Here is a 22,333-nt window from a genome sequence, read left to right as displayed (position 1 = left end):
GCGGGCAAGTCGGATCGCCGCACCGCTCGCTCCTACAGGAACAGTGCAAGGCCAATCAGTAAAACCATCTCCAGCAATTCCAGCAACGCCCCCGCCGTATCGCCCGTGGTCCCGCCCAATCGCCGCAGCATCACCTGCCGCAACCAGACAAACACCAGCGCAGCCAACACCAACGCCACGACACCGCCGAGCCCTGCCATCAGCACACAAGCCAATGCACTGACCGCCAGCACCTGCTTGCCGGCAAGACGCGGCAGATGATCGGCCAGCGCCTGCCCCAAGCCACCGGCCCGCACATACGGCGTGGTCAGAAACAACCCCAGCAACGCAGCACGGCCAATCAACGGAACGATGATCAGGAAAACGCTGTGCTGCTGCTCAATCAATGCCAGCAACGCCGCGAACTTCAGCAGCAACACCAATACCAGCGTGACCACCGCTATCGGACCGCTGCGCGGGTCCTTCATGATCGTCAGCGTTCGCTCGCGATCGCCAAAACCACCGAGCCACGCATCAGCGCTATCAGCCAGGCCGTCGAGGTGCAACGCACCGCTGAGCAACACCCAAGCCGTCAACAGCAACGCCGCGTGCAGCAACAACGGCGTGCCCGACAACGCCCAGTTCAACGCCCACAAGATCCCGCCGAACAGCAGCCCCACCAGCGGATAAAACAGCAGCGAGCGCCCCAACTCCTGCGGCGCCGGCATGCCCGGCAGACGAATCGGCAGGCTGCTCAGAAATTGCAGGGCGATCCAGAACGGCAACATGATCAGATCGCTTCCTTGAGAATAACGCCGGGTTCGACGTTCAACGAAAACAGCGAACCATGGCCCACTTCAACGTTGAGCAACTGCTCGCGCGGCAATCCCCGCGCTTGCGCCAGTAACAAACGCATGACGCCGCCATGACTGATCAGCAACACACGCTCGCCCGCGCAGGCAGCCTGCAAACGCCCGACCGCGGCCAGTACTCGCGTCGAAAAATCCGCGACGCGCTCACCCTGCGGCGGCGTAAACGAATAGGGATCGGCCCAGAACAAACCCAGCGCCTCGGCATCCGTTTCCATCAGCGCCGCTGCGCTCTGCCCTTCCCAGGCACCGAAATGCAGTTCTTGCAGATCTTTTTCCAGCTGCACTGGCAAACCCAGTTGCGCCCCGAGTTCTTCGGCGAACCGCGCACAGCGTTGCAATGGCGAACTGACCAGACGATCCCATGGCCCCTGCGCGACCACCGCTGCGCGCATCTGCGCCCAGCCTGTGGCGGTCAGTGCATCGTCGAGGCTGCCGCGCAAACCGCCGCCCAATTCGGTTTCGCCGTGACGCAACAGGTCCAGGCGCAAGGTCATGCCGGACGGTCCGCCACGGCGGCTTCGGCGAAGGTCGCCATTTGCCCGTGGAGGGCACACGCCAGGCGCAGCAACGGCACGGCCAACGCCGCGCCGCTGCCCTCGCCCAAGCGCAGACCGAGGTCCAGCAAGGGTTCGGCGTTCAGGGTTTCCAGCACATGGCGATGACCTGGCTCGGCACCGCGATGCCCGAACAACAGCCACTCGCGGCAATGCGGATTCAAGCGCACCGCCACCAATGCGGCGACGCTGCAAATGAACCCGTCCACCAGCACCGCGACACCTTCCTGGGCACACGCCAGATACGCGCCGACCAGTGCGGCGATTTCAAAACCGCCGAGGTTGAACAGGGTTTGCAGTGCATCGCCACGCTGAGCGCTGTGCAAGGCCAAAGCCCGTTCGATGACCTGAGCCTTATGACTGACACCCGCCGCGTTCAGACCGGTGCCCGGCCCGGCCAGATGCACCACCGGACAATCCAGCAAGGCACAGGCCAACGCACTGGCCGCCGTGGTGTTGCCGATGCCCATCTCGCCGCCGATGAACAACTGCGCGCCCGCCGCAATGGCGCGCCGCACGCTGTCGCGACCGGCCTGCAAGGCGAGTTCACCCTGGGCTTGAGTCATGGCCGGGCCGTCGACAAAATTCGCGGTGCCAGCACCGATGTTCAAGTGGCGCACACCCGGCAGATTCAGCGACGGCGTGACCGTGCCGAGGTCGACCACTTCGAGCGACGCGCCGAGTTGGCGCGCCAACACACTGATCGCCGCGCCACCGTTGACGAAGTTGTGCAGCATCTGCCCGGTGACTTCCTGGGGAAACGCCGACACACCTTCGGCGACCACGCCATGGTCGCCGGCAAAAATCGCGATCCACAGCTGATCCAGGCTCGGCTTGACCTGCCCCTGCAATCCCGCCAACTGCACCGCCACCGACTCCAGCCGCCCAAGGGAACCGGCCGGTTTGGTCAGTTGCTGTTGCCGGGCTTCAGCCTGCTCGACGGCTTGGGCATCGATCGGCTTGCACGGGTTCAGCCACCAGGATTGAGTCATAACGCAGTTCCTTTCAGAGTCAGGGGCAGGCCGGCGACGGTCAGGACGACTCGCTGACAGCGCTCGGCCAAAGCTTGATGCAGCCAACCGGCTTCATCGACGTAGCGGCGAGTCAATTCGCCCAGCGGTACGACACCCATTCCGGTCTCGTTGCTGACAAAAATGATTTCACCCGGCAGTTCGGCCAGGCAGTCCAGCAGCGCTTCACGTTCGGCCGTCAGGCGCTCGGCGTCGTCGAGCATCAGCAGATTGGTCATCCACAGGGTCAGGCAATCCACCAGCAGGCAACGCTCGGCACGGGCGGTTTCGCGCAGGACGCGGGCCAGCTCAACGGGCTCTTCGATCAGCGCCCATTCGGCTGGACGACGGGCGCGGTGGTGGGCAACCCGCTCGCTCATTTCACCGTCCAGCGGTTGGCTGGTGGCGATGTAGGTCACCGGGAGCTGGCTGTCTGCTGCCAGTTTTTCGGCCAGGCGACTTTTGCCGGAACGGGCGCCGCCGAGGATCAGTTGCAGCATGGTTCATTCCTTCAAATAGGCGGTGCGGTCAATGGCCTCTTCGCGGGCAAGCCTCGCTCCTACGGGTTTGCGCGACTCTCGATCTTGTAGGAGCGAGGCTTGCCCGCGAAGGGGCCAGAACAGCCACCTCAAATCCCGCAGAGCTCACGCAACAGTCGGGTATCCAGATGCTTCTCCACCAAATCCGCCAACCGCTCGATATCTCGCTCACGCAGCGCGTGGTAATCCACTTCCTGCACATCCTGCAAACCCGCCCAGCGCAACAGCGCACTGCACGCCGCCGGCGATTCAAACAGGCCATGCAGGTAGGTGCCGAAAATCTGCCCGTCGCCACTTTGCGCGCCATCGCAACGGCCATCGTCCAACTGCACGGCGGCATTTTCCAGTGCCGGGCCGGTGGTGACGCCGGCATGAATTTCGTAGCCGCTGACCGGCGCATCTTCCAGCGCCAGACGCCCGCGCACATTGCGCAACTGCTTCTCTTCTTCCAGTTGCGTTTCGAACGCCAACAACCCCAAACCGGCGCTGGAGCCCGGCGCACCTTCAAGGCCCAACGGATCGTGTACCTGCTCGCCGAGCATTTGCAGGCCGCCGCAAATACCCAGGACTTTTCCGCCGTAGCGCAGATGGCGGGCGATGGCGTTTTCCCAGCCGTTGGCGCGCAGATAAGCAAGGTCGCTGCGCACGCTTTTCGAGCCAGGAAGAATGATCAGGTCGGCGGGCGGAATCGCCTGGCCGGGACCGATGAATTGCAGGTCGACTTGCGGGTGCAAACGCAGCGGATCGAAGTCGGTGTGGTTGCTGATGCGCGGCAACACCGGCACCACCACTTTGAGCACTTGATCGGCCTTGTCGGTCTGACGTTGATCGATGCCGTCCTCGGCTTCCAGGTGCAGGTCCATCACGTACGGCAGTACGCCAATCACCGGTTTGCCGGTGCGCGCTTCCAGCCAGTCGAGGCCCGGTTGCAGCAAGGCAATGTCGCCGCGAAAACGGTTGATGATGAAGCCTTTGACCCGTGCCTGCTCGCTTGGCGACAGCAGTTCCAGGGTGCCTACCAGATGCGCGAACACCCCGCCGCGATTGATGTCGGCGATCAATACAACTGGGCAATCCACTGCCTCGGCGAACCCCATGTTGGCGATGTCGCCGGCGCGCAGATTGATCTCGGCCGGTGAGCCTGCGCCTTCGACCATGACCACTGGATACGCCGCGCTCAGCCGCGCATGGGAGGCCAGCACCGCTTGCATGGCGATGGCTTTGTAGTCGTGATAAGCGACCGCGTTCATGGTCGTGACGGCGCGCCCATGGATGATCACCTGGGCGCCGGTGTCGCTGTTGGGTTTGAGCAATACCGGGTTCATGTCGGTGTGCGGTTCGAGGTTGGCAGCCTGAGCCTGCACGGCTTGCGCGCGGCCGATCTCGCCGCCGTCAGCAGTCACGGCGCTGTTGAGCGCCATGTTCTGCGGCTTGAACGGCACCACGCGCACGCCCTGCCGCGTAACCCAGCGACACAACGCCGTCACCAGCGTGCTTTTACCGGCGTCCGATGTAGTGCCTTGCACCATCAGCGTAGTCATCGGCTTTCCTTGGCGTAATCTGTAAACGCTTGCGCGAGACGGGTCCAGTCGGCTTCTTCGCCGGGCAGGCCGAAACGCAGGCTGCTGTTGTGGGTGAACAACCGCAGCAGGATGCCGCGCCGGGCCATGAACTCATGCAGCTCTTCGGCGCACTCGGTCACCAGCCATTGAAACAACGCGCAACCGCCCTGAGGTTTGAAGCCGTGTTCTTCAAGCAACAGCGCCAGCCGTTTGCTGGCTTCTTCGGTACGCAGACGTTGTCTGGCGTGGCCTTCGGCATCCTTCAGGCAGGCTTGCCCCAACACGCGGGTCGGCCCGCTGACGGCCCAGGGTCCGACTTGTTCGGCGAGCAACTTGAGCAACTTGCGCTCCGCCAGTACGAAGCCCAAGCGCACCCCGGCCAGACCAAAAAATTTGCCGAAGGAACGCAGCACGATCAAGCCCACCATATGGGCACATGGCGCCAGACTCAGCTGCGGCGTGTTGTCCATGAACGCTTCGTCGACCACCAGCCAGCCGCCGCGCTGCGCCAGCCTGGAATGCCAGTCGAGCAGACGACTCGGAGTCAGGCTCAAGCCCGTCGGATTGTTCGGATTGACCACCACCAGCACATCGAGACTGTCGAGGAAGAAGTCGACTTCCTGCTCCAGCACTTCACGCACGATGTAACCGTTGCGACGCCAGGCTTCGGCGTGCTCGGCGTAACACGGCGACAGCACGCCAACCTTGCCGTCCCGCCGCAAACGCGGCAGCAACTGGATCGCCATTTGCGAACCGGCCACCGGCAACACCTGCGCGGTGCCGTAATAATCACAGGCGGCCTGCTCCAGACCGTCATCGTTTTCCGGTAACCGCGCCCAGGCGCGCAACGGAATGTCCGGGACAGGAAACGGCCAGGGCGCGAGGCCGCTGGACAGGTCAAGCCAATCGGCTTCGGCGATACCGTATTCGAGCGCAGCCTTGCGCAACCGTCCACCGTGTTCAAGCATAGAATTCAGCTCCCACGCAGAGAATCAGCAGCCATAACCATACCCCGCGCTGGACCAATTGCCAGCCACGGTCAATGGAGTCGGCATCCGCCGGCACGCCTTCGCCCAGTTGCGGACGCTGATGCAACTCGCCGTGATAAATCGCCGCCCCGCCCAACTCGACACCCAGCGCACCGGCTCCCGCAGCCATCACCGGCCCGGCGTTCGGGCTGTCCCAGGTCGGGCCCTGGGTGCGCCAACATTTCAGTGCAAGTCGGGTTTTGCCCAGCAGCGCATAGGTCAACGCCACCAGCCGCGCCGGAATGTAGTTGAGCACGTCGTCGATTTTCGCCGCCGCCCAGCCAAACCGTTCGAAGCGTTCGTTGCGATAGCCCCACATCGCGTCCAGCGTATTGCTCAATCGGTAGAGCACCACGCCCGGCGCACCGGCCACGGCAAACCAGAACAGCGCAGCAAACACCGCGTCGCTGCCGTTCTCCAACACCGATTCGGTAGCGGCACGGGCCACTTCGGTTTGATCCAGTTCGCTGGTCTGGCGACTGACCAGATAGCCAACGCGTGTGCGCGCCTCCTCCAGATCATCACTGCGCAGGGCCTTGGCGACCGGCTCGACGTGTTCACCGAGACTGCGCAGGCCGAGGGCGCAATAGAGCGCGAGAATCTCGACGATCCAGCCAACGTAAGGCGCCCATGAAAACGCCGTGGCCAGCAAGGTCAGCGGCAACACCGCTATCACCCATGCCGTGACGCCGTGGCTGCGCCAGCCGCGCCCGCCACCATTGAAACGTTGCTCGATGCGGTCGGCAAAACGGCCGAACGCCACCAGCGGATGCCAGCGTTTGGGTTCACCCAGCAGCGCATCCAGCGCAACCGCGGCGACACTCAACAACGCCACACTCATTGACTCACTCCCCAATAATTTTCGTACAGCATTTCACTGAGCGGGCGCGCTTGCGCCCAGCCTTCGAGTACCAGCATCGGCGCCGGATAGAATTCCTTGACCGGGCCCAGGCAAAGAACAGCCAAAGGCTTGGCCCCTGCGGGCAAACCCAGCAGGTCGGCCAGGGCTTGCGGCTCGAACAAAGAGACCCAGCCCATGCCGAGTCCTTCGGCACGGGACGCCAGCCACAGGTTCTGGATCGCGCAGGACAACGACGCCATGTCCATTTCCGGCAAGGTGCGACGGCCAAAGATGTGCCGCTCGCGATCGTCCATCAGCGCAGCGACCAGCACCTCGGCGCAGTCGTTGATGCCTTCGACTTTCAACTTCATGAATTCATCGGTGCGCTCGCCGAGGGCTTCGGCGGTGCGCATGCGCTCCTCTTCCACCAGCAACTGGATCTTGCCGCGCAGGGCCCGGTCGCTGATGCGAATGAACCGCCAGGGCTGCATCAGGCCGACGCTTGGCGCCTGGTGCGCGGCGTCGAGCAGACGCCGGAGCAACTCGGGTTCGACGGTGCCGCCGCTGAAGTGGCGCATGTCGCGGCGTTCGGCGATGGCTCGGTAGACCGCTTCGCGCTCGGCCTGACTGAATGCGTTGTCAGTCATGGCCTCTTCGCGAGCAGGCTCGCTCCCACATTTGAGGCTGTACCACCTGAAGAAACGCGGTCCCCTGTGGGAGCGAGCCTGCTCGCGATGGCGGCCTGAAGGTCAGGCGCAAACAACGCGGCAATCGCGGTCGGATTCGACGGAAAATAAAAATGCACGTAAGAAGCGGTCATCCGTCCCTCACGATAAACCGCCTCCGCCCCACGCCCGCCATTCGGGCTCAGGCCACGAGCAATCGGCTCAAGTTCGGTACTGGTCAACGAATGGTGATAGGTATGCCCGCGCAGCGAACCTTCCGGCAAGTCAACCACCTGCAACGCCAGCGCCGCCAATCGTTTCTGCATCACCGCATCACCGGTCAGCAAACCAACCAGCTCCGCCCGCGTGCCTTCGACATCGGTCAGCGAATCGAGCAAATACAACATGCCGCCACACTCGGCCAGCAAGGGTTTACCCACCGCGTGATGAGCGCGGATGGCGTTGAGCATTTGAGTATTCCGAGACAGCGCCACATGGTGCAATTCCGGGTAGCCGCCCGGCAGATAGAGGCTGTCAGCCTCCGGCAATTGCGTGTCGCGGATCGGCGAGAAGAATGACAATTCGGCGCCCATGGCCCGGAGCAAATCCAGGCTCGCACCGTAGGTGAAAGCGAACGCCTCATCACGGGCCACGGCGATTCGGACACCGGCCAGCAACGGCTCGGCGGCGATCACTTCTGGAGCGGCGAATTCCACAGGCGGCGGCAGCGTAACGTCGCAGCTGTTGGCCAGCGATTCGGCCGCCGCATCGAGGCGCAGGTCGAGGTCATTCAGCTCGCTGGCTTGCACCAGACCAAGATGCCGACTCGGCAGCTCGATCCCGGTTTCCCGGGACAACGCGCCGTACCAGCGCAAGCCTTCGGTCAGGCTGCCTTCGAGCAATTGCGCATGGCGCAAGGTGCCCACGCGGTTGGCCAGCACGCCGGCGAACGGCAAGTCCGGCTGATACTTCGCCAGCCCCAGCGCCAGCGCACCAAAGGTCTGCGCCATCGCCGTGCCGTCGATCACCCCGAGCACCGGCACACCGAAGTGCCGCGCAAGATCGGCGCTGGACGGCGTGCCGTCGAACAGGCCCATGACACCTTCGATCAGGATCAGGTCCGCTTCACCGGCGGCTTCCCACAACAGTCGACGACTTTCCTGTTCGCCGACCATCCACATGTCCAGTTGATACACCGGCGCACCGCTGGCGCGCTCGAGAATCATCGGGTCGAGAAAGTCCGGGCCGCATTTGAACACGCGCACCTTGCGTCCCTGATTGCGATGCAAACGGGCCAGCGCGGCGGTGACGGTGGTCTTGCCCTGACCGGAGGCCGGCGCGGCAATCAAGACCGCCGGGCAATGACGTGGTTGATTCACAGCTCGACGCCTTTTTGCGCTTTGATCCCGGCCTGGAAAGCGTGTTTGATGACGCCCATTTCAGTGACAGTGTCAGCCAGCTCGATCATTTCCGGCTTGGCGCCGCGACCCGTGACGACCACGTGTTGCATCGGCGGACGCGCCTGCAAGTCGCTGAGCACCTGATCGAGGTCAAGGTAGCCGTGCTTGAGGGCGATGTTCAGTTCATCGAGCACCACCAGGCCAATCGACGGATCGCGCAACAGTTCGCGGGACACTTCCCACGCGGCTTCGGCGGCGGCGATGTCACGCTGGCGGTCCTGGGTTTCCCAGGTAAAGCCCTCGCCCATCACATGAAAACGCACCTGCTCCGGGAAGCGTCGGAAGAACAACTCTTCGCCCGTGCTGCTGCGCCCCTTGATGAACTGCACCACGCCGCACTGCATGCCGTGGCCCATCGAGCGGGCGAGCATGCCGAAAGCCGAGCTGCTTTTGCCCTTGCCGTTACCGGTCAGCACCAGCAGCAGGCCGCATTCATTCGGGGAGTTGGCGATGCGTTCGTCGATCACGGCTTTTTTGCGCAGCATACGCGCCAGATGGCGTTCGTCACGATCGGGAGTATCAGTCATGGGGGAGCTCTCCGTTGAGGCTGGATAACGGCGGGCAGGCACAAGAATAGACGGCAAGAAGCCTGGCATCGCCCACCGTGATGCCGCTGAATGGATCAGGCCGGTCTCCGGGCTCATGAGCGGCGTTTCGCCTGACTGCGCGCCTTCCCATATCGACATTCGACACAGTGGCTCAAGGCGCAGCCTTCACTCATTTACCGTTGCGGGGGCAGCGCCGGGATCGTGACTGTTCATGAATTGAACGAGCGCACTCACCGGCTTCCCTGTTTCACTCTGTCGACCGACGCCACAGAGCACCTGAAACAAGCCGCGAAGGTTAGAGGGTTGGGGGTGGAGCGTCAATTAAAGCCGGGAGACCGTCGGGCGAATAACTGCCGTCGATCAATAAAATGACGCCAATCTTGTGCCACACTCCTAGCAGTGATATCAAAGCGCCACAACCTGACAACACAATAACAAGGGTGAGCCACATGCAAGGCATGACCATCAGCAATCCGAAGCTGGAATTCCTGCGCCCGGTGCTGGAGCGCTGGTTTGACTGTATCGACCGCTACAACGCGGTGCGCGGCGATAACGACACGCCTTACTGGTACGACGAAAAAGCCAACCTCGGCTTGCTCTCGGCTGCCGCGTGGATGGCGGAAATGGTCACGCTGCAGAACACACCCACCCGCAAACAAAACGAGGAAGGCGAACGCAACGCCCGCGCCGACCTGTTCATCGCCAGCAGCGAAGAACGCGCCTACCTCCAGGCCACTCAGCGCTGGCCACGGGTCAACAGCTTGAACCTGACGCAGGCCCTGGCCGATATCACCAGCGACGCCAAGCGCATCAGCTACGCCAGCGACCTGAAACTCGGCTGCCTGTTCGTCGCCCCGCAAAAGGCCCAGCACGGCGCCACGCCGGAAGAACTCCAGGACATGGTCGACGACCTGCAAAAGGAACACAGCTGCGCGGTCGCCTGGTATTTCCCCTACGCCTACCGCAAGTTGCGCAACGAAGCGGGCAACTATCATCCCGGCATCGCCGTACTGTTCAAGGAAGCCCGCGGCTGACCGGTTGAACCATCGCGGGTTTGCACTTCTCTATTGATCAGGTCACTGCATTTATAGGGAAGATCAGCATGCACAAGCTCCGGCTCGTTCTCGTCATCGCCCTCACAGGAGGGCTCGCTGCCTGCAGCGAGACCTCCACCCTGCAAGTCTCCGACGGCACCGGCCCGTCCCCTCGACTGCCAGAACCGAACAAGACCCTGATCCCGACAGTCAACATCGCCCCGGCAATCGGCTGGCCGGACGGCGCGAAACCCACGGCAGCAGCGGGAACGCAAGTGGCGGCATTTGCTGAAAACCTCGATCACCCGCGCTGGCTGTACGTGCTGCCGAACGGCGACGTGCTTGTCGCCGAAACCAATGCGCCACCCAAACCCGACGATGGCAAAGGCGTTAGAGGCTGGGTCATGAAGAAAGCCATGGGCCGCGCCGGTGCCGGCGTCCCGAGCCCGAACCGCATCACGTTGCTGCGGGACAAAGACCACGACGGCATCGCCGAAACTCGCACGGTGTTTCTGGAAAACCTTAATTCGCCCTTCGGCATGACCTTGGTCGGCAATGACCTGTATGTCGCCGACACGGACCGCTTGCTGCGATTTCACTACGAGGACGGCGCCACGACCATCAAGTCGCCGCCGATCAAAGTGGTTGATCTGCCGGGCGGCACGCTGAATCACCACTGGACCAAAAACGTGATCGCCAGCAAGGACGGCAGCAAGCTGTACGTCACGGTGGGTTCCAACAGCAACGTCGCCGAAAACGGCATGGATCAGGAAGAAGGTCGCGCGGCGATCTGGGAAGTGGATCGCGCCACCGGCAAGCATCGGGTTTTCGCCTCAGGCCTGCGCAATCCCAACGGCATGGCCTGGGAACCGCGGAGCGGCGCGTTGTGGACGGCGGTCAACGAGCGGGATGAAATCGGCAGCGACCTGGTGCCGGACTACATCACCTCGGTCAAGGACGGCGGGTTCTATGGCTGGCCTTACAGCTACTACGGCCAGCACGTCGATATTCGCGTCGAGCCGCAAAACCCGGACCTGGTGGCCAAGGCCATTGCTCCGGACTACGCGGTCGGCCCGCATACCGCCTCACTGGGCCTGACGTTCGCTGAAGGCAACAGGCTGCCAGCGCAATTCAAGGAAGGCGCGTTCATTGGCCAGCATGGTTCATGGAACCGCAAGCCGCACAGTGGCTACAAAGTGATTTTCGTCCCGTTCAGTGCCGGCAAACAGAACGGAAGCCCGGTTGACGTGCTCACGGGCTTCCTCAATGACGATGAAAAAGCCATGGGCCGGCCGGTGGGAGTGGTGATTGATCAGCAGGGTGATTTGCTGGTGGCGGATGATGTGGGGAATAAGGTGTGGCGGGTGTCGGCAACCCAGTAACTACGCCACACACATACCCTGTAGGAGCAAGCTTGCTCGCGATAGCGGTGCATCAGGCAACATCAATGTTGGATGTACTGCCCTTATCGCGAGCAGGCTCGCTCCCACAGGGATCAGCGTTACCGCTTGCGGCAGAGGGTTAAACCATCGCCCAGCGGCAACAACGACAGATCCACACGCGAGTCATCCTTCAAGGCGCGGTTGAGCGCCTGGATAGCGCGAGTGTCTGCGCTTTCAGGATTCGGCTCCAGCACCCGCCCGCTCCACAGGGTGTTATCGAACACCGCCAGGCCACCGACGCGCAACAGACGCAGCGCGTGCTCCAGGTAGGCCGGATAGTTGGCCTTGTCGGCATCAATGAAAATCAAATCGAATTGCCCGGGTTGATCCAGCCGAGCCAGGGTTTCCAGCGCGGGCGCCAGGCGCAGGTCAATTCGTTCGGCAACGCCCGCTTCCTTCCAGTAACGGAGCGCCGTGGTGTTGTAGTCGCCGGGGATATCACAGCAAATCAACGAACCGTCATCCGGCAATGCCGCCGCCATGCACAAGGCGCTGTAACCGGTGAAGGTGCCGACTTCCAGCAAACGCCTCGCGCCGGTGAGTTTCACCAGCAATGCGAGGAACTGCCCCTGCTCCGGCGCCACCTGCCAGCGCGCCATCGGCAGCGCCTGGGTTTCATCGCGCAAACGCTTGAGCAGCGGCGTTTCCCTAAGGGAAACGTCGAGCAGGTATTGATACAGGGAATCGTCGAGATTGAGTGTGCGGGCGGTCATGACGACCTCTGCGAACTAGGGGTTACGCGCCAAATGCTCGGGTTGCAGAACTCGCTTGGCGCTCAGGTAAGCTTTCTGCCAATACGCTTTGGACAAGCTGTCGAGCTTCACCGTGCCGCCAGTGGCTGGCGCATGGACGAAACGGCCTTCGCCAACGTAGATCCCCGCGTGGCTGACCTGGGAGCCGCCATTGGTGGCGAAGAAAACCAGGTCGCCGGTTTGCAAGCCTTCCTTGCCGACATTGGCTGCCTGCATGCTGATCATCTCGCGCGTGGTGCGTGGCAGGGATATGCCCGTCACGTCACGGTAGACATAACCGATCAGGCCACTGCAATCGAACCCGGAATCTGGCGTATTGCCGCCCCAGCGATAAGGCGTGCCCACGAGGCCCAAGGCGCGAAACAACACGTCTTCCGCCTCAGGCGAAAAAGGTTGTGCGGAGCCGAAGACAATGGGTGCGCGAACCACCGGCGCAGGTGGCGGTGTGCGGCTGGCGCAGGCACTGAGCAGCGCTGCGAAGAACATGAGTGCGAGGCGGGCCGACATCGTCATAAGCAGAACATCCTGATCTGGCTGCGGCTTTTTCCACCGCAAGGGCAGAAAAGAAAACCGCCTGCGCAGGACGCAGGCGGTTTGCCATCAATAATAGATCAGGATTCTAGCGGGTACGCGGCAAACTTCAAGTAAGACTTTAAGTTCGCCTTATAAACTGTCCGTCTACTCTGTTGCAGAGAGGCCGTTGCCGCCACTGATGTGGCGACAGGCTGGACAATTACTTGCGCGCAGTGACCACGGTCGGGGCCATCGCGAGTGCGCGCTTGGCTTCGATGAAGGTTTTGCTCCAGTAGCTGTCGCCCAGGCTATCGACCCGGACACCACCGCTTTTGCGGCTGCTGGAGTGGATGAACTGGTTGTCACCCAGGTAGATCCCGGCGTGACTGACACGACCGCGGCGACCATTGGTGGCGAAGAACAGCAGATCGCCCGGCTTGAGCGCACTGCGGGAAACCAGTGGCGCGTCAACGTTGATCATTTCGCGAGTGGAGCGCGGCAGGTTCATGCCGGCCTCTTCACGAAACAGGTAACCGATGAAGCCGCTGCAATCGAAGCCAGCCTCGGAGGTGCCGCCGAAACGGTAACGGGTACCGATCAGGGACATGCCACGCTCGAGGATGCTGTCGGCCAGAACCGGAAGCTGATAGGACTTGCCGTCGGCGAAGTCTGCCAGTTCTTTATCGGTGGCCAGCTCTTCCTGGAAAAGAACGGAAGAAGATTGCGCGGTAACTGAATTTTTAACCTGCTGTTGTTGCTCTTGCTGGGACACTGGAGAGTGAGCAGCGCAACCGAACAACAGGGTGACGAGTGCGAGAGGCACGAGGGGTGCGAAGCGATTTAGCATGGGCACGACCGTGGCTGATAGTTGTAAAGAAGCCGAGACTATGCCCGCTATCAACCTCATTTGCAAATTCAATCGAACTTTATGTGACTTCTTGGTTTCGCGTTTACATCTAAGCGCTTAAGCCCCATTTAGACGCTCGCGCAGCCTGCCCCGTGCAGGAAAGCGGATTTTGTGGCGCCTGAAATATGCCGCAACCCCTGAAAAACCTGGGCCTTACCAGCCCAACGTTTCTTTCAGGAACGGAATGGTCAGCTTGCGTTGAGCTTGAAGGGAGGCCTGATCGAGACGCTCAAGCAGCTCGAACAGCGCGCTCATGCTGCGAGTACCGCGAGTCAAAATAAAATGCCCGACTTCGTCGGTCAGGTGCAGGCCGCGACGGGATGCACGCAGTTGCAAGGCACGCAATTTGTCTTCGTCGGACAGCGGTCGCATCTGGAAGATCAGCGCCAGGGTCAGGCGGGATTTCAGGTCCGCCAGCTTCACCGGCAATTCGCGCGGCGAGGTCGATGCTGCAATCAGCAAACGCCGACCGCTGTCACGCAGGCGATTGAACAGATGGAACAACGCCTCTTCCCAATCCGCGCGCCCGGCAACCGCTTGCAAGTCGTCGAGGCAGACCAGTTCGTATTGTTCGAGGTTGTCGAGGATTTCGATACCGCGATCCAGCAGCTCGGCCAACGGCAAGTACACCGCCGGCTCCCCCAACTGCTCAAAGCGCAGACAGGCCGCCTGCAGCAGATGCGTACGCCCTACCCCGTCCTTGCCCCAGAGATAAATCAGGCTTTCGGTCCAGCCGGCGTCGGCTTCGCAAAGCCGCTCGACATAGCCGAGTGCAGCGGCATTGGCGCCTGGGTAGTAATTGATAAAGGTAGCGTCATCACGCAGACGCACACCTAGGGGCAGCTGAATCGGTTTCATGCTGACTGAACAGTTCCAAAGGAACCGTTAGTGGCCTCTGTGTAAAGTTTGCGAAGTTTATACCCGTGACGCTGACCGCACAATGCGACAGACCATAAGCAAAATCAAAGGTTTGCGTTATCGCACCGGTTTTATGACTGTTTCTTTGGCGGCGCATGTGACAGCCACGCAAGGGATGCGGGCCAGCCTGGTACTGAACCAGGCCGCCCGCGATGGGCCATCAGCGAACCTTACAGCTCAGGTTCATCGACGCCACTGTAGATATCAGAATCTTTATACAAATCATGCACATGGCGCACCAGCACCATGATCACCGCCGCCACTGGGAGCGCCAGCAGCACGCCGGTAAAACCGAACAGTTCACCGCCGGCCAAAATCGCAAAGATCACCGCCACCGGATGCAGGCCGATCCGGTCGCCCACCAGCAACGGCGTCAGCACCATGCCTTCCAGCGCCTGGCCGACCATGAACACCGCAACGATGCCAATCATCGGGTACAGGTCGCCACCAAACTGGAACAGGCCGGCAATCAACGCCGCGCCAATCCCGATGACAAACCCCATGTACGGCACAATCGCCGCCAGACCGGCGATCATCCCGATCAGCAACCCCAGCTCGAGCCCTACCAGCATCAGGCCCGCCGAATAGATCACACCCAGCGCCACCATGACCAGCAGTTGCCCGCGCACGAACGCCCCCAGCACTTCATGGCATTCGCCGGCCAGAATCACGACGCGCTCTTCACGAGCGCGGGGCAACAGGCTGCGGATCTTGGCCATCATCACGTCCCAGTCCCGCAGCAGGTAAAAGCTCACCACCGGGATCAGCACCAGATTGGCCAGCCAACCGATCAACGCAAGGCCGGAAGCGGTCGCCTGACTCAACACCATGCCGACAATGTCGGTGGTCTGGCCCATGTGTTCGCTGATTGCCGCCTTGAGCTTGTCGAATTTCCAGAAGCCATCCGATAACCCGAACTTCGATTGCGCCCACGGCAATGCAGTGTGCTGCAACCAGTCGAGCATCTGTGGCGCCAGCTCATACAAGCGGAACAACTGCTTGGCGAGCATCGGCACCAGCACCAGCAGCAACGTGGTGAAAATCAAAGAGAACAACGCGAACACCGCCACCACGCCCCAGGTCCGCGAGAGCCCGGCCTTTTCCAGGCGATCCACCAGCGGGTCGAACAAGTAGGCCAACAACAGCGCCACCAGGAACGGCGTCAAAATCGGATGCAACAGCCAGATAAACGCGCAGAGCAGAACCACTCCACCCAACCAGAACCAACGCCGCGTATCGGCCATGTACCACTCCATATGCATCTATATAAAGAAAGAAAACCTTACCAACGGAAACGCAGTTGCGGCACCGGTGCAGGCGTTGGCGCAACAGCGGGCGCCGAACCCTGGACCACCGGCTGGACAGGCGCCGTCGGAGCCGGTGCCTCACCCGCCGGGACCTCCTGCAACTTCGCCAGCGACAACTGCGAACGCAACTGCTCGGCGCTGCCATTGACCCGGTAGAGAATACGGTTACCGTCAACACTTTGCAGACGCGCGCCAAACGGCTCAAGCAAACGCCCCAGCGTTGCATAGTGCTCCAGGTTCATGCCCTGCACTTCCAACAGCTGCTCACCCGAAGCACCGGGCTTGACCACAAACCGTGGCGCCAGACGCTGACTGACCGCCAGCAGCACCGCGTCAGCCACAGCGGCCTGATCCGCGCCCTGCACGCTGCCCGCCTCCTTCTGATCGCCCAGCCACAAATGCCATTTGGCCTGCCACTGACCGCCCTCTTCCCGGGCATGCACCGCCAGCAAGGCATCGGCGTTGTAACGCTCCGATGCACCGCGCAGTGGCGCTGCATCCGTACCTTCCAGATTCGGTGCGGTGGCGACCAATTGTTCACTCAAGTCCGCCAATGGCAGACGCAGCGGCAGACCACGATGTTGTGCGGCACGACGCAGCGGCGCAGCAGCGGCCTGCCCATCACCGACCAGGCTCGAACCTTCTGCGGAATCATTCAACCACCAACCGAGGATCGACGGCCGGTTCGCCCCCCACAGCGACAGCCCGGCACGGCGCAACGCCTGCTCGGTGGAGGCAGGGTCGAAATCGACTTTCAGCACTTCCGGCGGGCCGGCGTCGAAGCCGTACTGACTGATGATCTGCTGCGGGTCCTTGCGGACGGCCGCCAACCCCGGACTTTGCGCCGCCTTGGGGTCGCCGGTCAGGCGCAATACCAGCGTGTCGAGCGCACGCTGGGTGGCTTGATCGCGCTCTTCAGGCGCCTGACTGGTGACTGGTTCGCGCACCTGATAAAGGCCTTTTACGGTTTCAGCATGACTCGCCAGGCTGACCAGGGACAAACAACCCACAAACAATGATCTGAAAAAACGCATGGAGGATTCCTGACGACAAGAGCGGCTGGAACTGACCGCATGAAGACAATCGAGCAAGGCTGTGACCATCGCCCGACGCAAAACATTCACACGTCCCGGTTAAGTTTTTCGCACTGCCATAACGATAGACGGTTAATCGCGATACCTTATACAGCCAAGCGGGAGACGACCAACACGGGCAATTACGGTTTTTTTCTATCGATATGCCCCTGCTGTCGGCCTGAGGATGGCCGCTGCCCCTCAAGCCTGATAAAATCGCGCGCCTTCGCAGACCGGCAACAGCCGGGCAGTGTCGGAATAGCGCGCATGGCACTCGCCTTCGTCTGTTCCGACAGTCCCACTGGACCCGGTCGTTACCCCTGAATCCCCCCTAAAGGCCTGGATCATGAGCAAGCAACCCTCCCTGAGCTACAAGGACGCCGGTGTAGACATCGACGCCGGTGAAGCATTGGTCGAACGCATCAAGAGCGTCGCCAAGCGCACTGCGCGCCCGGAAGTCATGGGCGGCCTGGGCGGTTTCGGCGCCCTCTGCGAAATCCCGGCCGGCTACAAGCAGCCTGTGCTGGTTTCCGGCACCGACGGCGTCGGCACCAAGCTGCGCCTGGCGCTGAACCTGAACAAACACGACAGCATCGGCATCGACCTGGTGGCCATGTGCGTGAACGACCTGGTGGTCTGCGGCGCCGAGCCGTTGTTCTTCCTCGACTACTACGCCACCGGCAAACTCAACGTCGAAACCGCGACCCAGGTCGTGACCGGTATCGGCGCAGGCTGCGAACTGTCCGGCTGCTCCCTGGTCGGCGGCGAAACCGCTGAAATGCCTGGCATGTACGAAGGCGAAGACTACGACCTGGCCGGTTTCTGCGTCGGCGTCGTGGAGAAATCCGAAATCATCGACGGTTCGAAAGTCGCTGCCGGCGATGCCCTGCTCGCCCTGCCGTCTTCCGGCCCGCACTCCAACGGCTACTCGCTGATCCGCAAGATCATCGAAGTGTCGGGTGCCGACATCGAAAACATCCAGCTCGACGGCAAACCGCTGACCGACCTGCTGATGGCCCCGACCCGCATCTACGTGAAGCCGCTGTTGAAGCTGATCAAGGAGACCGGCGCGGTCAAAGCCATGGCCCACATCACCGGTGGCGGCCTGCTGGACAACATCCCGCGTGTACTGCCGAAAGGCGCTCAAGCGGTGGTTGACGTGGCGAGCTGGAACCGCCCTGCCGTGTTCGACTGGCTGCAAGAGAAAGGCAACGTCGACGAAAACGAAATGCACCGCGTACTGAACTGCGGCGTCGGCATGGTGATCTGCGTGGCTCAAGAGCACGTTGAAACCGCGCTGAACGTACTGCGTGAAGCTGGCGAGCAGCCTTGGGTCATTGGTCAGATCGCCACCGCGGCCGAAGGCGCGGCCCAGGTAGAACTAAAGAACCTCAAGGCTCATTAATGTCCGTCACCTGTGATGTGGTGGTGCTGCTGTCCGGCACCGGCAGTAACTTGCAGGCCTTGATCGACAGCACGCGGACCGGCGACAGCCCGGTCCGCATCGCTGCGGTGATTTCCAACCGCGCCGACGCCTACGGCCTGCAACGCGCCAGGGACGCGGGTATAGACACCCGCTCCCTGGATCACAAGGCTTTCGAAGGCCGCGAAGCCTTCGATGCCGCGCTGATCGAACTGATCGACGCTTTCAATCCCAAACTCGTGGTCCTGGCCGGTTTCATGCGCATCCTCAGCGCTGATTTCGTGCGTCACTACGCGGGCCGCCTGCTCAACATCCATCCCTCGCTGCTACCCAAATACAAAGGGTTACACACTCATCAGCGCGCGCTGGAGGCCGGCGACACTGAACACGGCTGTTCCGTGCACTTTGTCACCGAGGAACTCGATGGCGGACCACTGGTCGTACAGGCAGTAATACCGGTAGAGTTGCACGATTCGCCGCAGAGTCTGGCGCAGCGAGTTCATACCCAGGAACACCTGATCTACCCGATGGCCGTACGCTGGTTTGCCGAAGGTCGCTTATCACTCGGTGAACAAGGTGCTTTACTGGATGGCAAGTTACTCGCGGCCAGTGGCCACTTGATTCGAACCTAGGAGATTTTATGCGTCGCGCCCTGCTCTTCGCTTGCGCTCTGCTTGCCCTGCCTTTCGCGCAGGCTGCGGAACTTCAACCCTTCTCCGCCAGCTACACCGCCGACTGGAAGCAGCTGCCCATGAGCGGCACCGCCGAGCGCAGCCTGACCAAGGAAGCCAACGGCGTCTGGAAGCTCAGCTTCAAGGCATCGATGATGATTGCCAGCCTGACCGAAGAAAGCACCCTGACCCTGGACAAGGACACCCTGCTGCCACAGTCCTACCACTTTGAGCGCGGTGGCCTGGGCAAAGCCAAGAAGGCTGACCTGGATTTCGACTGGACCACCAAAATGGTCACCGGCACTGATCGCGGCGACGCGGTCAAGATCCCGCTCAACCGCGGCATGGTCGACAAATCCACTTACCAGTTGGCCCTGCAGCATGACGTGGCCGCCGGCAAGAAAAGCATGAGCTATCAGGTGGTCGATGATGGTGAAGTCGATACTTATGACTTCCGCGTGCTGGGTTCGGAAAAAGTCGACACCAAGGCTGGCCAGATCGACGCGATCAAGGTCGAGCGCGTGCGCGACCCGACACAAAGCAAGCGCATCACCGTGCTGTGGTTCGCCAAGGATTGGGATTACCTGCTGGTTCGCCTGCAACAGGTCGAGACCGACGGCAAGGAGTACAACATCATGCTCCTGGACGGCAAGGTCAACGGCAAGGCTGTCAAAGGCAGCTGATCCGGATTGATACGAAAGCCCCGCCAATGCGGGGCTTTTTTTTTGCCTTGAAAAAGTAGCGGCTCAAACCTGTAGGAGCGAGACCGGCTTGCCGGAGAAGGCTGCGTGTCAGGCTATGAGGTTTTGGTGGCGTACATATCCATTGCTGCGGTTACGGCTGCTATTGGTTTCGCTTTTACAGCGAGTCACTTTGGAAAAGCCCCAAAGTAACCAAAGGGCTCTTGCCCCTTTCGTTCGGTGCCTCGCTGCGGCTCGGCATACCCTCGCTCCGGTCCTGCTCCGTGGGCCCGCCGCGATCGGCCATCCTTGGCCGTGCGCGGCTAACCCGGCATCCATGCCGGGTTGCCCACTGCGCAGAACCTCCACTCGGCCTCTCGAGGGGGCGCTCAGATCAAAAGCGGAAGGCGAGCTAACGCTCGGCCTGATGAGTGGTGGAAATCAAAAGCGTACACCGATCCCTGTAGGAGCCGGCTTGCCGGCGAAAATCGTCTGGACACCGCGTTCATTCAGACAGCCCGCGTTATCGTTGACGTCCATCGCCAGCAAGCTGGCTCCTACAGGGGATAGGTGTACATATCCGGAATGAGGGAGCGCGCGCACCAAAGAGCCAGGTCGGCTTTCAGGCCGCCTCGGCGGCTGTGGCGGTAGTCGCCCCCTCGAGAGGCCGAGCGCAGGTTCTGCGCAGTGGGCAACCCGGCATGGAGGCCGGGTTAGCCGCCCCCGGCCATGGATGGCCGATGGCGGCGGGCCCACGGAGCAGGACCGGAGCGAGGGCATGGCGAGCCTTAGCGAGCCACCGAACGAAAGGGGCAAGAGCCCTTTGGTTACTTTGGGGCTTTTCCAAAGTGACTCGCTGTAAAAGCGAAACCATTAGTGGCCATCACCGCAGAAACGGATATGTACACCCTCAAAAAAACCGCCCCCCCCCCTGACACGCAACCTTCGCACCGAAGCAAGAACCAGGGCTACGAAGGCAAGAAAGTGGAACGCACCAAAGAAGGAATGCTCTATACCTTCAAGGCCTTTTTTGATCGAATGACTATTCCTACTGCCGAGGTTCCCCATGACAGTCACCGTCAATACCGTTTCCGCCGAAGGTTTTCGCCACAGCGTACAAATCGATGACCACGAACTCTTCGCCGATGTCCCGACATCGTCCGGTGGCGAAGGCTCGGCGCCTGAGCCGCACGACTATTTCGATGCAGCGCTCGGCGCATGCAAGGCCCTGACCCTGAAGCTCTACGCGAAGAAGAAAGGCATCCCGCTGACCGGCGTTGGCGTAGAGGTCAAGCGCGACAACAGCCAGGAGCAAAAAGGCAAATACGCCCTGCACGTCAAACTGACCCTCAAGGGCGTGCTCACCGACGCCCAGCGCGATGAGTTGCATCGCGTGGCCGACCGCTGCCCCGTACACAAGCTGATGACCACCAGCGAAGTCAGCATCGAAACCCACCTCTCCGAAGGCGCGTTCAGCCAATAGCAGCAAGGCTTGGGCAAGCGGGTTATGCTCCACGCGTCACCCGCTCAGCCTGGAATGCACCATGAACACTCCGCTCGTGATTCGCCCCCGCGCCGAAGATGTCGAAGGCCAACCGATTCTTCGCCCGTTGCCGTCAGCCAAATGCCGCAGCGTCGGGCCTTTTGTGTTTTTCGACCACATGCTGGAAACCCGTTATCCAGCGGGCAAAGGCATGAACATCCGTCAGCACCCGCACATCGGTCTGTCGACCCTTACCTACTTGTTCGAAGGGAAAATCCAGCACAAGGACAGCCTCGGTTCCGATCAGGTTGTGGAGGCCGGCGACGTCAGCTGGATGACCGCTGGCAGTGCTATTGCCCATGTCGAGCGCACGCCCGAAGCCCTGAAGGCCAACGGTTTCACGATGCACGGTTTGCAGATCTGGCTGGCATCGCCCAAGGATCATGAGCAAGGCCCGGGCCACTACAGCCATCACCCGGCAGCCACGTTGCCGGTCAGCGATAACCTTGGCGTAAAGATCCGGATGATCGCCGGGTCAGGCTTTTGCCTGGAATCGCCAGTGCCGGTGCTTTCTCCTACGCTGTACGCGGAACTGAACCTGCAAACAGCAACCACGCTGCTGATTCCCACCGAGCATGAAGAACGGGCGTTGTATGTGTTGAGCGGTGAGGCGCAGCTCGATGGCGAGCCGATAGAGCCGTACTCGCTAGTGGTGCTGCCTGCCGGGGAAGAAATGACGCTGTTCGCCGAGAGCGACTGTCATGCGGTGTTGTTCGGCGGCGCGCCGCTGGATGGACCGCGACGGATCAACTGGAATTTTGTGTCGAGCGATCCGGCGGCTATCGACGAAGCGCGCCGGCGCTGGGCGGCCGGGGATTGGCCGTCGGTGCCGGGGGAAAGCGAGCGTATTGAGCTGCCTTGAGATTTGTGGCGTTACTGCCGCGCCATCGCGAGCAGACTCACTCCTACGGTAGACCGAGTCGCAATCACTGTTCCCACATTGGAATGCGGTCTACTGTAGGAGCCGGCTTGCTGGCGATGGCGGCGTCGAAATCGCCATCGCCAGCAAGCC

23 protein-coding genes and 1 riboswitch are annotated in these 22,333 nt (G+C 61.6%); of the genes, 7 read left to right on the top strand and 16 right to left on the bottom strand.

What is annotated here, in order from left to right:
* Positions 1-32 precede the first annotated feature (32 nt).
* From KGA82_RS15510 to cobO, 10 genes are all read right to left on the bottom strand, one after another.
* Positions 33-767 (bottom strand): adenosylcobinamide-GDP ribazoletransferase, encoded by a 735-nt coding sequence (locus KGA82_RS15510; RefSeq protein ID WP_223451114.1) that lies wholly within the window; start codon positions 765-767, stop codon positions 33-35.
* A 2-nt stretch (positions 768-769) separates the two neighbouring features.
* Positions 770-1,345: an alpha-ribazole phosphatase family protein gene (gene cobC, locus KGA82_RS15505; protein WP_223451112.1), complete on the bottom strand. Its 576-nt coding sequence runs from the start codon at positions 1,343-1,345 to the stop codon at positions 770-772.
* The gene (cobT, locus tag KGA82_RS15500) at positions 1,342-2,397 is read right to left on the bottom strand and encodes a nicotinate-nucleotide--dimethylbenzimidazole phosphoribosyltransferase (RefSeq protein WP_223451110.1); all 1,056 of its coding nucleotides are present in this window, start codon (positions 2,395-2,397) and stop codon (positions 1,342-1,344) included. Before cobT ends, cobC begins: the two co-directional genes overlap by 4 nt.
* Complete coding sequence (gene cobU, locus KGA82_RS15495; protein ID WP_008033566.1) at positions 2,394-2,915, bottom strand: bifunctional adenosylcobinamide kinase/adenosylcobinamide-phosphate guanylyltransferase; 522 nt, start codon at positions 2,913-2,915, stop codon at positions 2,394-2,396. Before cobU ends, cobT begins: the two co-directional genes overlap by 4 nt.
* A 128-nt stretch (positions 2,916-3,043) precedes the next feature.
* Positions 3,044-4,495, bottom strand: coding sequence for a cobyric acid synthase (locus KGA82_RS15490; protein ID WP_223451109.1), 1,452 nt, complete (start codon positions 4,493-4,495; stop codon positions 3,044-3,046).
* Positions 4,492-5,484, bottom strand: a complete 993-nt coding sequence (gene cobD / locus KGA82_RS15485) for a threonine-phosphate decarboxylase CobD (protein WP_008039193.1) — start codon at positions 5,482-5,484, stop codon at positions 4,492-4,494. Before cobD ends, KGA82_RS15490 begins: the two co-directional genes overlap by 4 nt.
* Positions 5,477-6,385 (bottom strand): adenosylcobinamide-phosphate synthase CbiB, encoded by a 909-nt coding sequence (gene cbiB, locus KGA82_RS15480; RefSeq protein WP_008033562.1) that lies wholly within the window; start codon positions 6,383-6,385, stop codon positions 5,477-5,479. The genes cobD and cbiB overlap by 8 nt, the downstream gene beginning before the upstream one ends.
* Positions 6,382-7,032 (bottom strand): 5,6-dimethylbenzimidazole synthase, encoded by a 651-nt coding sequence (gene bluB, locus KGA82_RS15475; protein ID WP_223451107.1) that lies wholly within the window; start codon positions 7,030-7,032, stop codon positions 6,382-6,384. The genes cbiB and bluB overlap by 4 nt, the downstream gene beginning before the upstream one ends.
* Complete coding sequence (locus KGA82_RS15470; protein ID WP_223451100.1) at positions 7,029-8,429, bottom strand: cobyrinate a,c-diamide synthase; 1,401 nt, start codon at positions 8,427-8,429, stop codon at positions 7,029-7,031. Before KGA82_RS15470 ends, bluB begins: the two co-directional genes overlap by 4 nt.
* On the bottom strand, positions 8,426-9,037 hold the full coding sequence (cobO, locus tag KGA82_RS15465) for a cob(I)yrinic acid a,c-diamide adenosyltransferase (protein ID WP_008033559.1): 612 nt from the start codon (positions 9,035-9,037) through the stop codon (positions 8,426-8,428). The genes KGA82_RS15470 and cobO overlap by 4 nt, the downstream gene beginning before the upstream one ends.
* Positions 9,038-9,117: 80 nt before the next feature.
* Positions 9,118-9,353, bottom strand: a riboswitch (cobalamin riboswitch).
* Positions 9,354-9,507: 154 nt separating this feature from the next.
* Between cobO and KGA82_RS15460 the strand changes: the two genes are divergently transcribed.
* Together KGA82_RS15460 and KGA82_RS15455 are read left to right on the top strand one after the other, a co-directional pair.
* Positions 9,508-10,092: a hypothetical protein gene (locus KGA82_RS15460; RefSeq protein ID WP_008033558.1), complete on the top strand. Its 585-nt coding sequence runs from the start codon at positions 9,508-9,510 to the stop codon at positions 10,090-10,092.
* Between the two features lie 68 nt (positions 10,093-10,160).
* Positions 10,161-11,474 (top strand): PQQ-dependent sugar dehydrogenase, encoded by a 1,314-nt coding sequence (locus KGA82_RS15455; protein WP_223451098.1) that lies wholly within the window; start codon positions 10,161-10,163, stop codon positions 11,472-11,474.
* A gap of 119 nt (positions 11,475-11,593) precedes the next feature.
* On the opposite strand, the gene KGA82_RS15450 is transcribed toward KGA82_RS15455, so the two are convergent.
* The 6 genes from KGA82_RS15450 to KGA82_RS15425 all read right to left on the bottom strand — a co-directional run bounded on the left by KGA82_RS15450 (position 11,594) and on the right by KGA82_RS15425 (position 16,965).
* Entirely contained in the window at positions 11,594-12,247 is a 654-nt protein-coding gene (locus tag KGA82_RS15450; RefSeq protein ID WP_223451096.1) for an O-methyltransferase, read from the bottom strand.
* A 15-nt stretch (positions 12,248-12,262) separates the two neighbouring features.
* Positions 12,263-12,799 carry a C40 family peptidase gene (locus KGA82_RS15445; protein ID WP_008033547.1) on the bottom strand — a complete coding sequence of 179 codons (537 nt, stop codon included), beginning with the start codon at positions 12,797-12,799 and terminating at the stop codon, positions 12,263-12,265.
* A gap of 220 nt (positions 12,800-13,019) precedes the next feature.
* Entirely contained in the window at positions 13,020-13,646 is a 627-nt protein-coding gene (locus KGA82_RS15440; RefSeq protein WP_008033546.1) for a C40 family peptidase, read from the bottom strand.
* Between the two features lie 213 nt (positions 13,647-13,859).
* Entirely contained in the window at positions 13,860-14,564 is a 705-nt protein-coding gene (gene hda, locus KGA82_RS15435) for a DnaA regulatory inactivator Hda (RefSeq protein WP_008033543.1), read from the bottom strand.
* Positions 14,565-14,794: 230 nt separating this feature from the next.
* Positions 14,795-15,868, bottom strand: coding sequence for an AI-2E family transporter (locus KGA82_RS15430; RefSeq protein ID WP_008033540.1), 1,074 nt, complete (start codon positions 15,866-15,868; stop codon positions 14,795-14,797).
* Positions 15,869-15,906: 38 nt separating this feature from the next.
* Positions 15,907-16,965, bottom strand: coding sequence for a DUF2066 domain-containing protein (locus tag KGA82_RS15425; RefSeq protein ID WP_223436669.1), 1,059 nt, complete (start codon positions 16,963-16,965; stop codon positions 15,907-15,909).
* Between the two features lie 385 nt (positions 16,966-17,350).
* On the opposite strand from KGA82_RS15425, the gene purM reads away from it, so the two are divergent.
* The 5 genes from purM (at position 17,351) to KGA82_RS15400 (ending at position 22,183) form a co-directional block, all read left to right on the top strand.
* Positions 17,351-18,409 carry a phosphoribosylformylglycinamidine cyclo-ligase gene (gene purM, locus KGA82_RS15420; RefSeq protein WP_008033526.1) on the top strand — a complete coding sequence of 353 codons (1,059 nt, stop codon included), beginning with the start codon at positions 17,351-17,353 and terminating at the stop codon, positions 18,407-18,409.
* Positions 18,409-19,059, top strand: a complete 651-nt coding sequence (purN, locus tag KGA82_RS15415; protein ID WP_008039219.1) for a phosphoribosylglycinamide formyltransferase — start codon at positions 18,409-18,411, stop codon at positions 19,057-19,059. The genes purM and purN overlap by 1 nt, the downstream gene beginning before the upstream one ends.
* An 8-nt stretch (positions 19,060-19,067) precedes the next feature.
* Entirely contained in the window at positions 19,068-19,781 is a 714-nt protein-coding gene (locus tag KGA82_RS15410) for a DUF3108 domain-containing protein (protein WP_008039220.1), read from the top strand.
* A 1,063-nt stretch (positions 19,782-20,844) separates the two neighbouring features.
* Positions 20,845-21,261, top strand: coding sequence for an OsmC family protein (locus KGA82_RS15405; protein WP_223451094.1), 417 nt, complete (start codon positions 20,845-20,847; stop codon positions 21,259-21,261).
* A gap of 61 nt (positions 21,262-21,322) precedes the next feature.
* Positions 21,323-22,183: a pirin family protein gene (locus KGA82_RS15400; protein WP_223451092.1), complete on the top strand. Its 861-nt coding sequence runs from the start codon at positions 21,323-21,325 to the stop codon at positions 22,181-22,183.
* Positions 22,184-22,333 lie beyond the last annotated feature (150 nt).

The organism is Pseudomonas sp. BF-RE-22, assembly GCF_019956155.1.
Taxonomy (GTDB): Bacteria; Pseudomonadota; Gammaproteobacteria; order Pseudomonadales; family Pseudomonadaceae; genus Aquipseudomonas; species Aquipseudomonas migulae.
The sequence above is the reverse complement of the archived record's forward strand: the minus strand, read 5'-3'. Positions and strand labels throughout refer to the sequence as shown.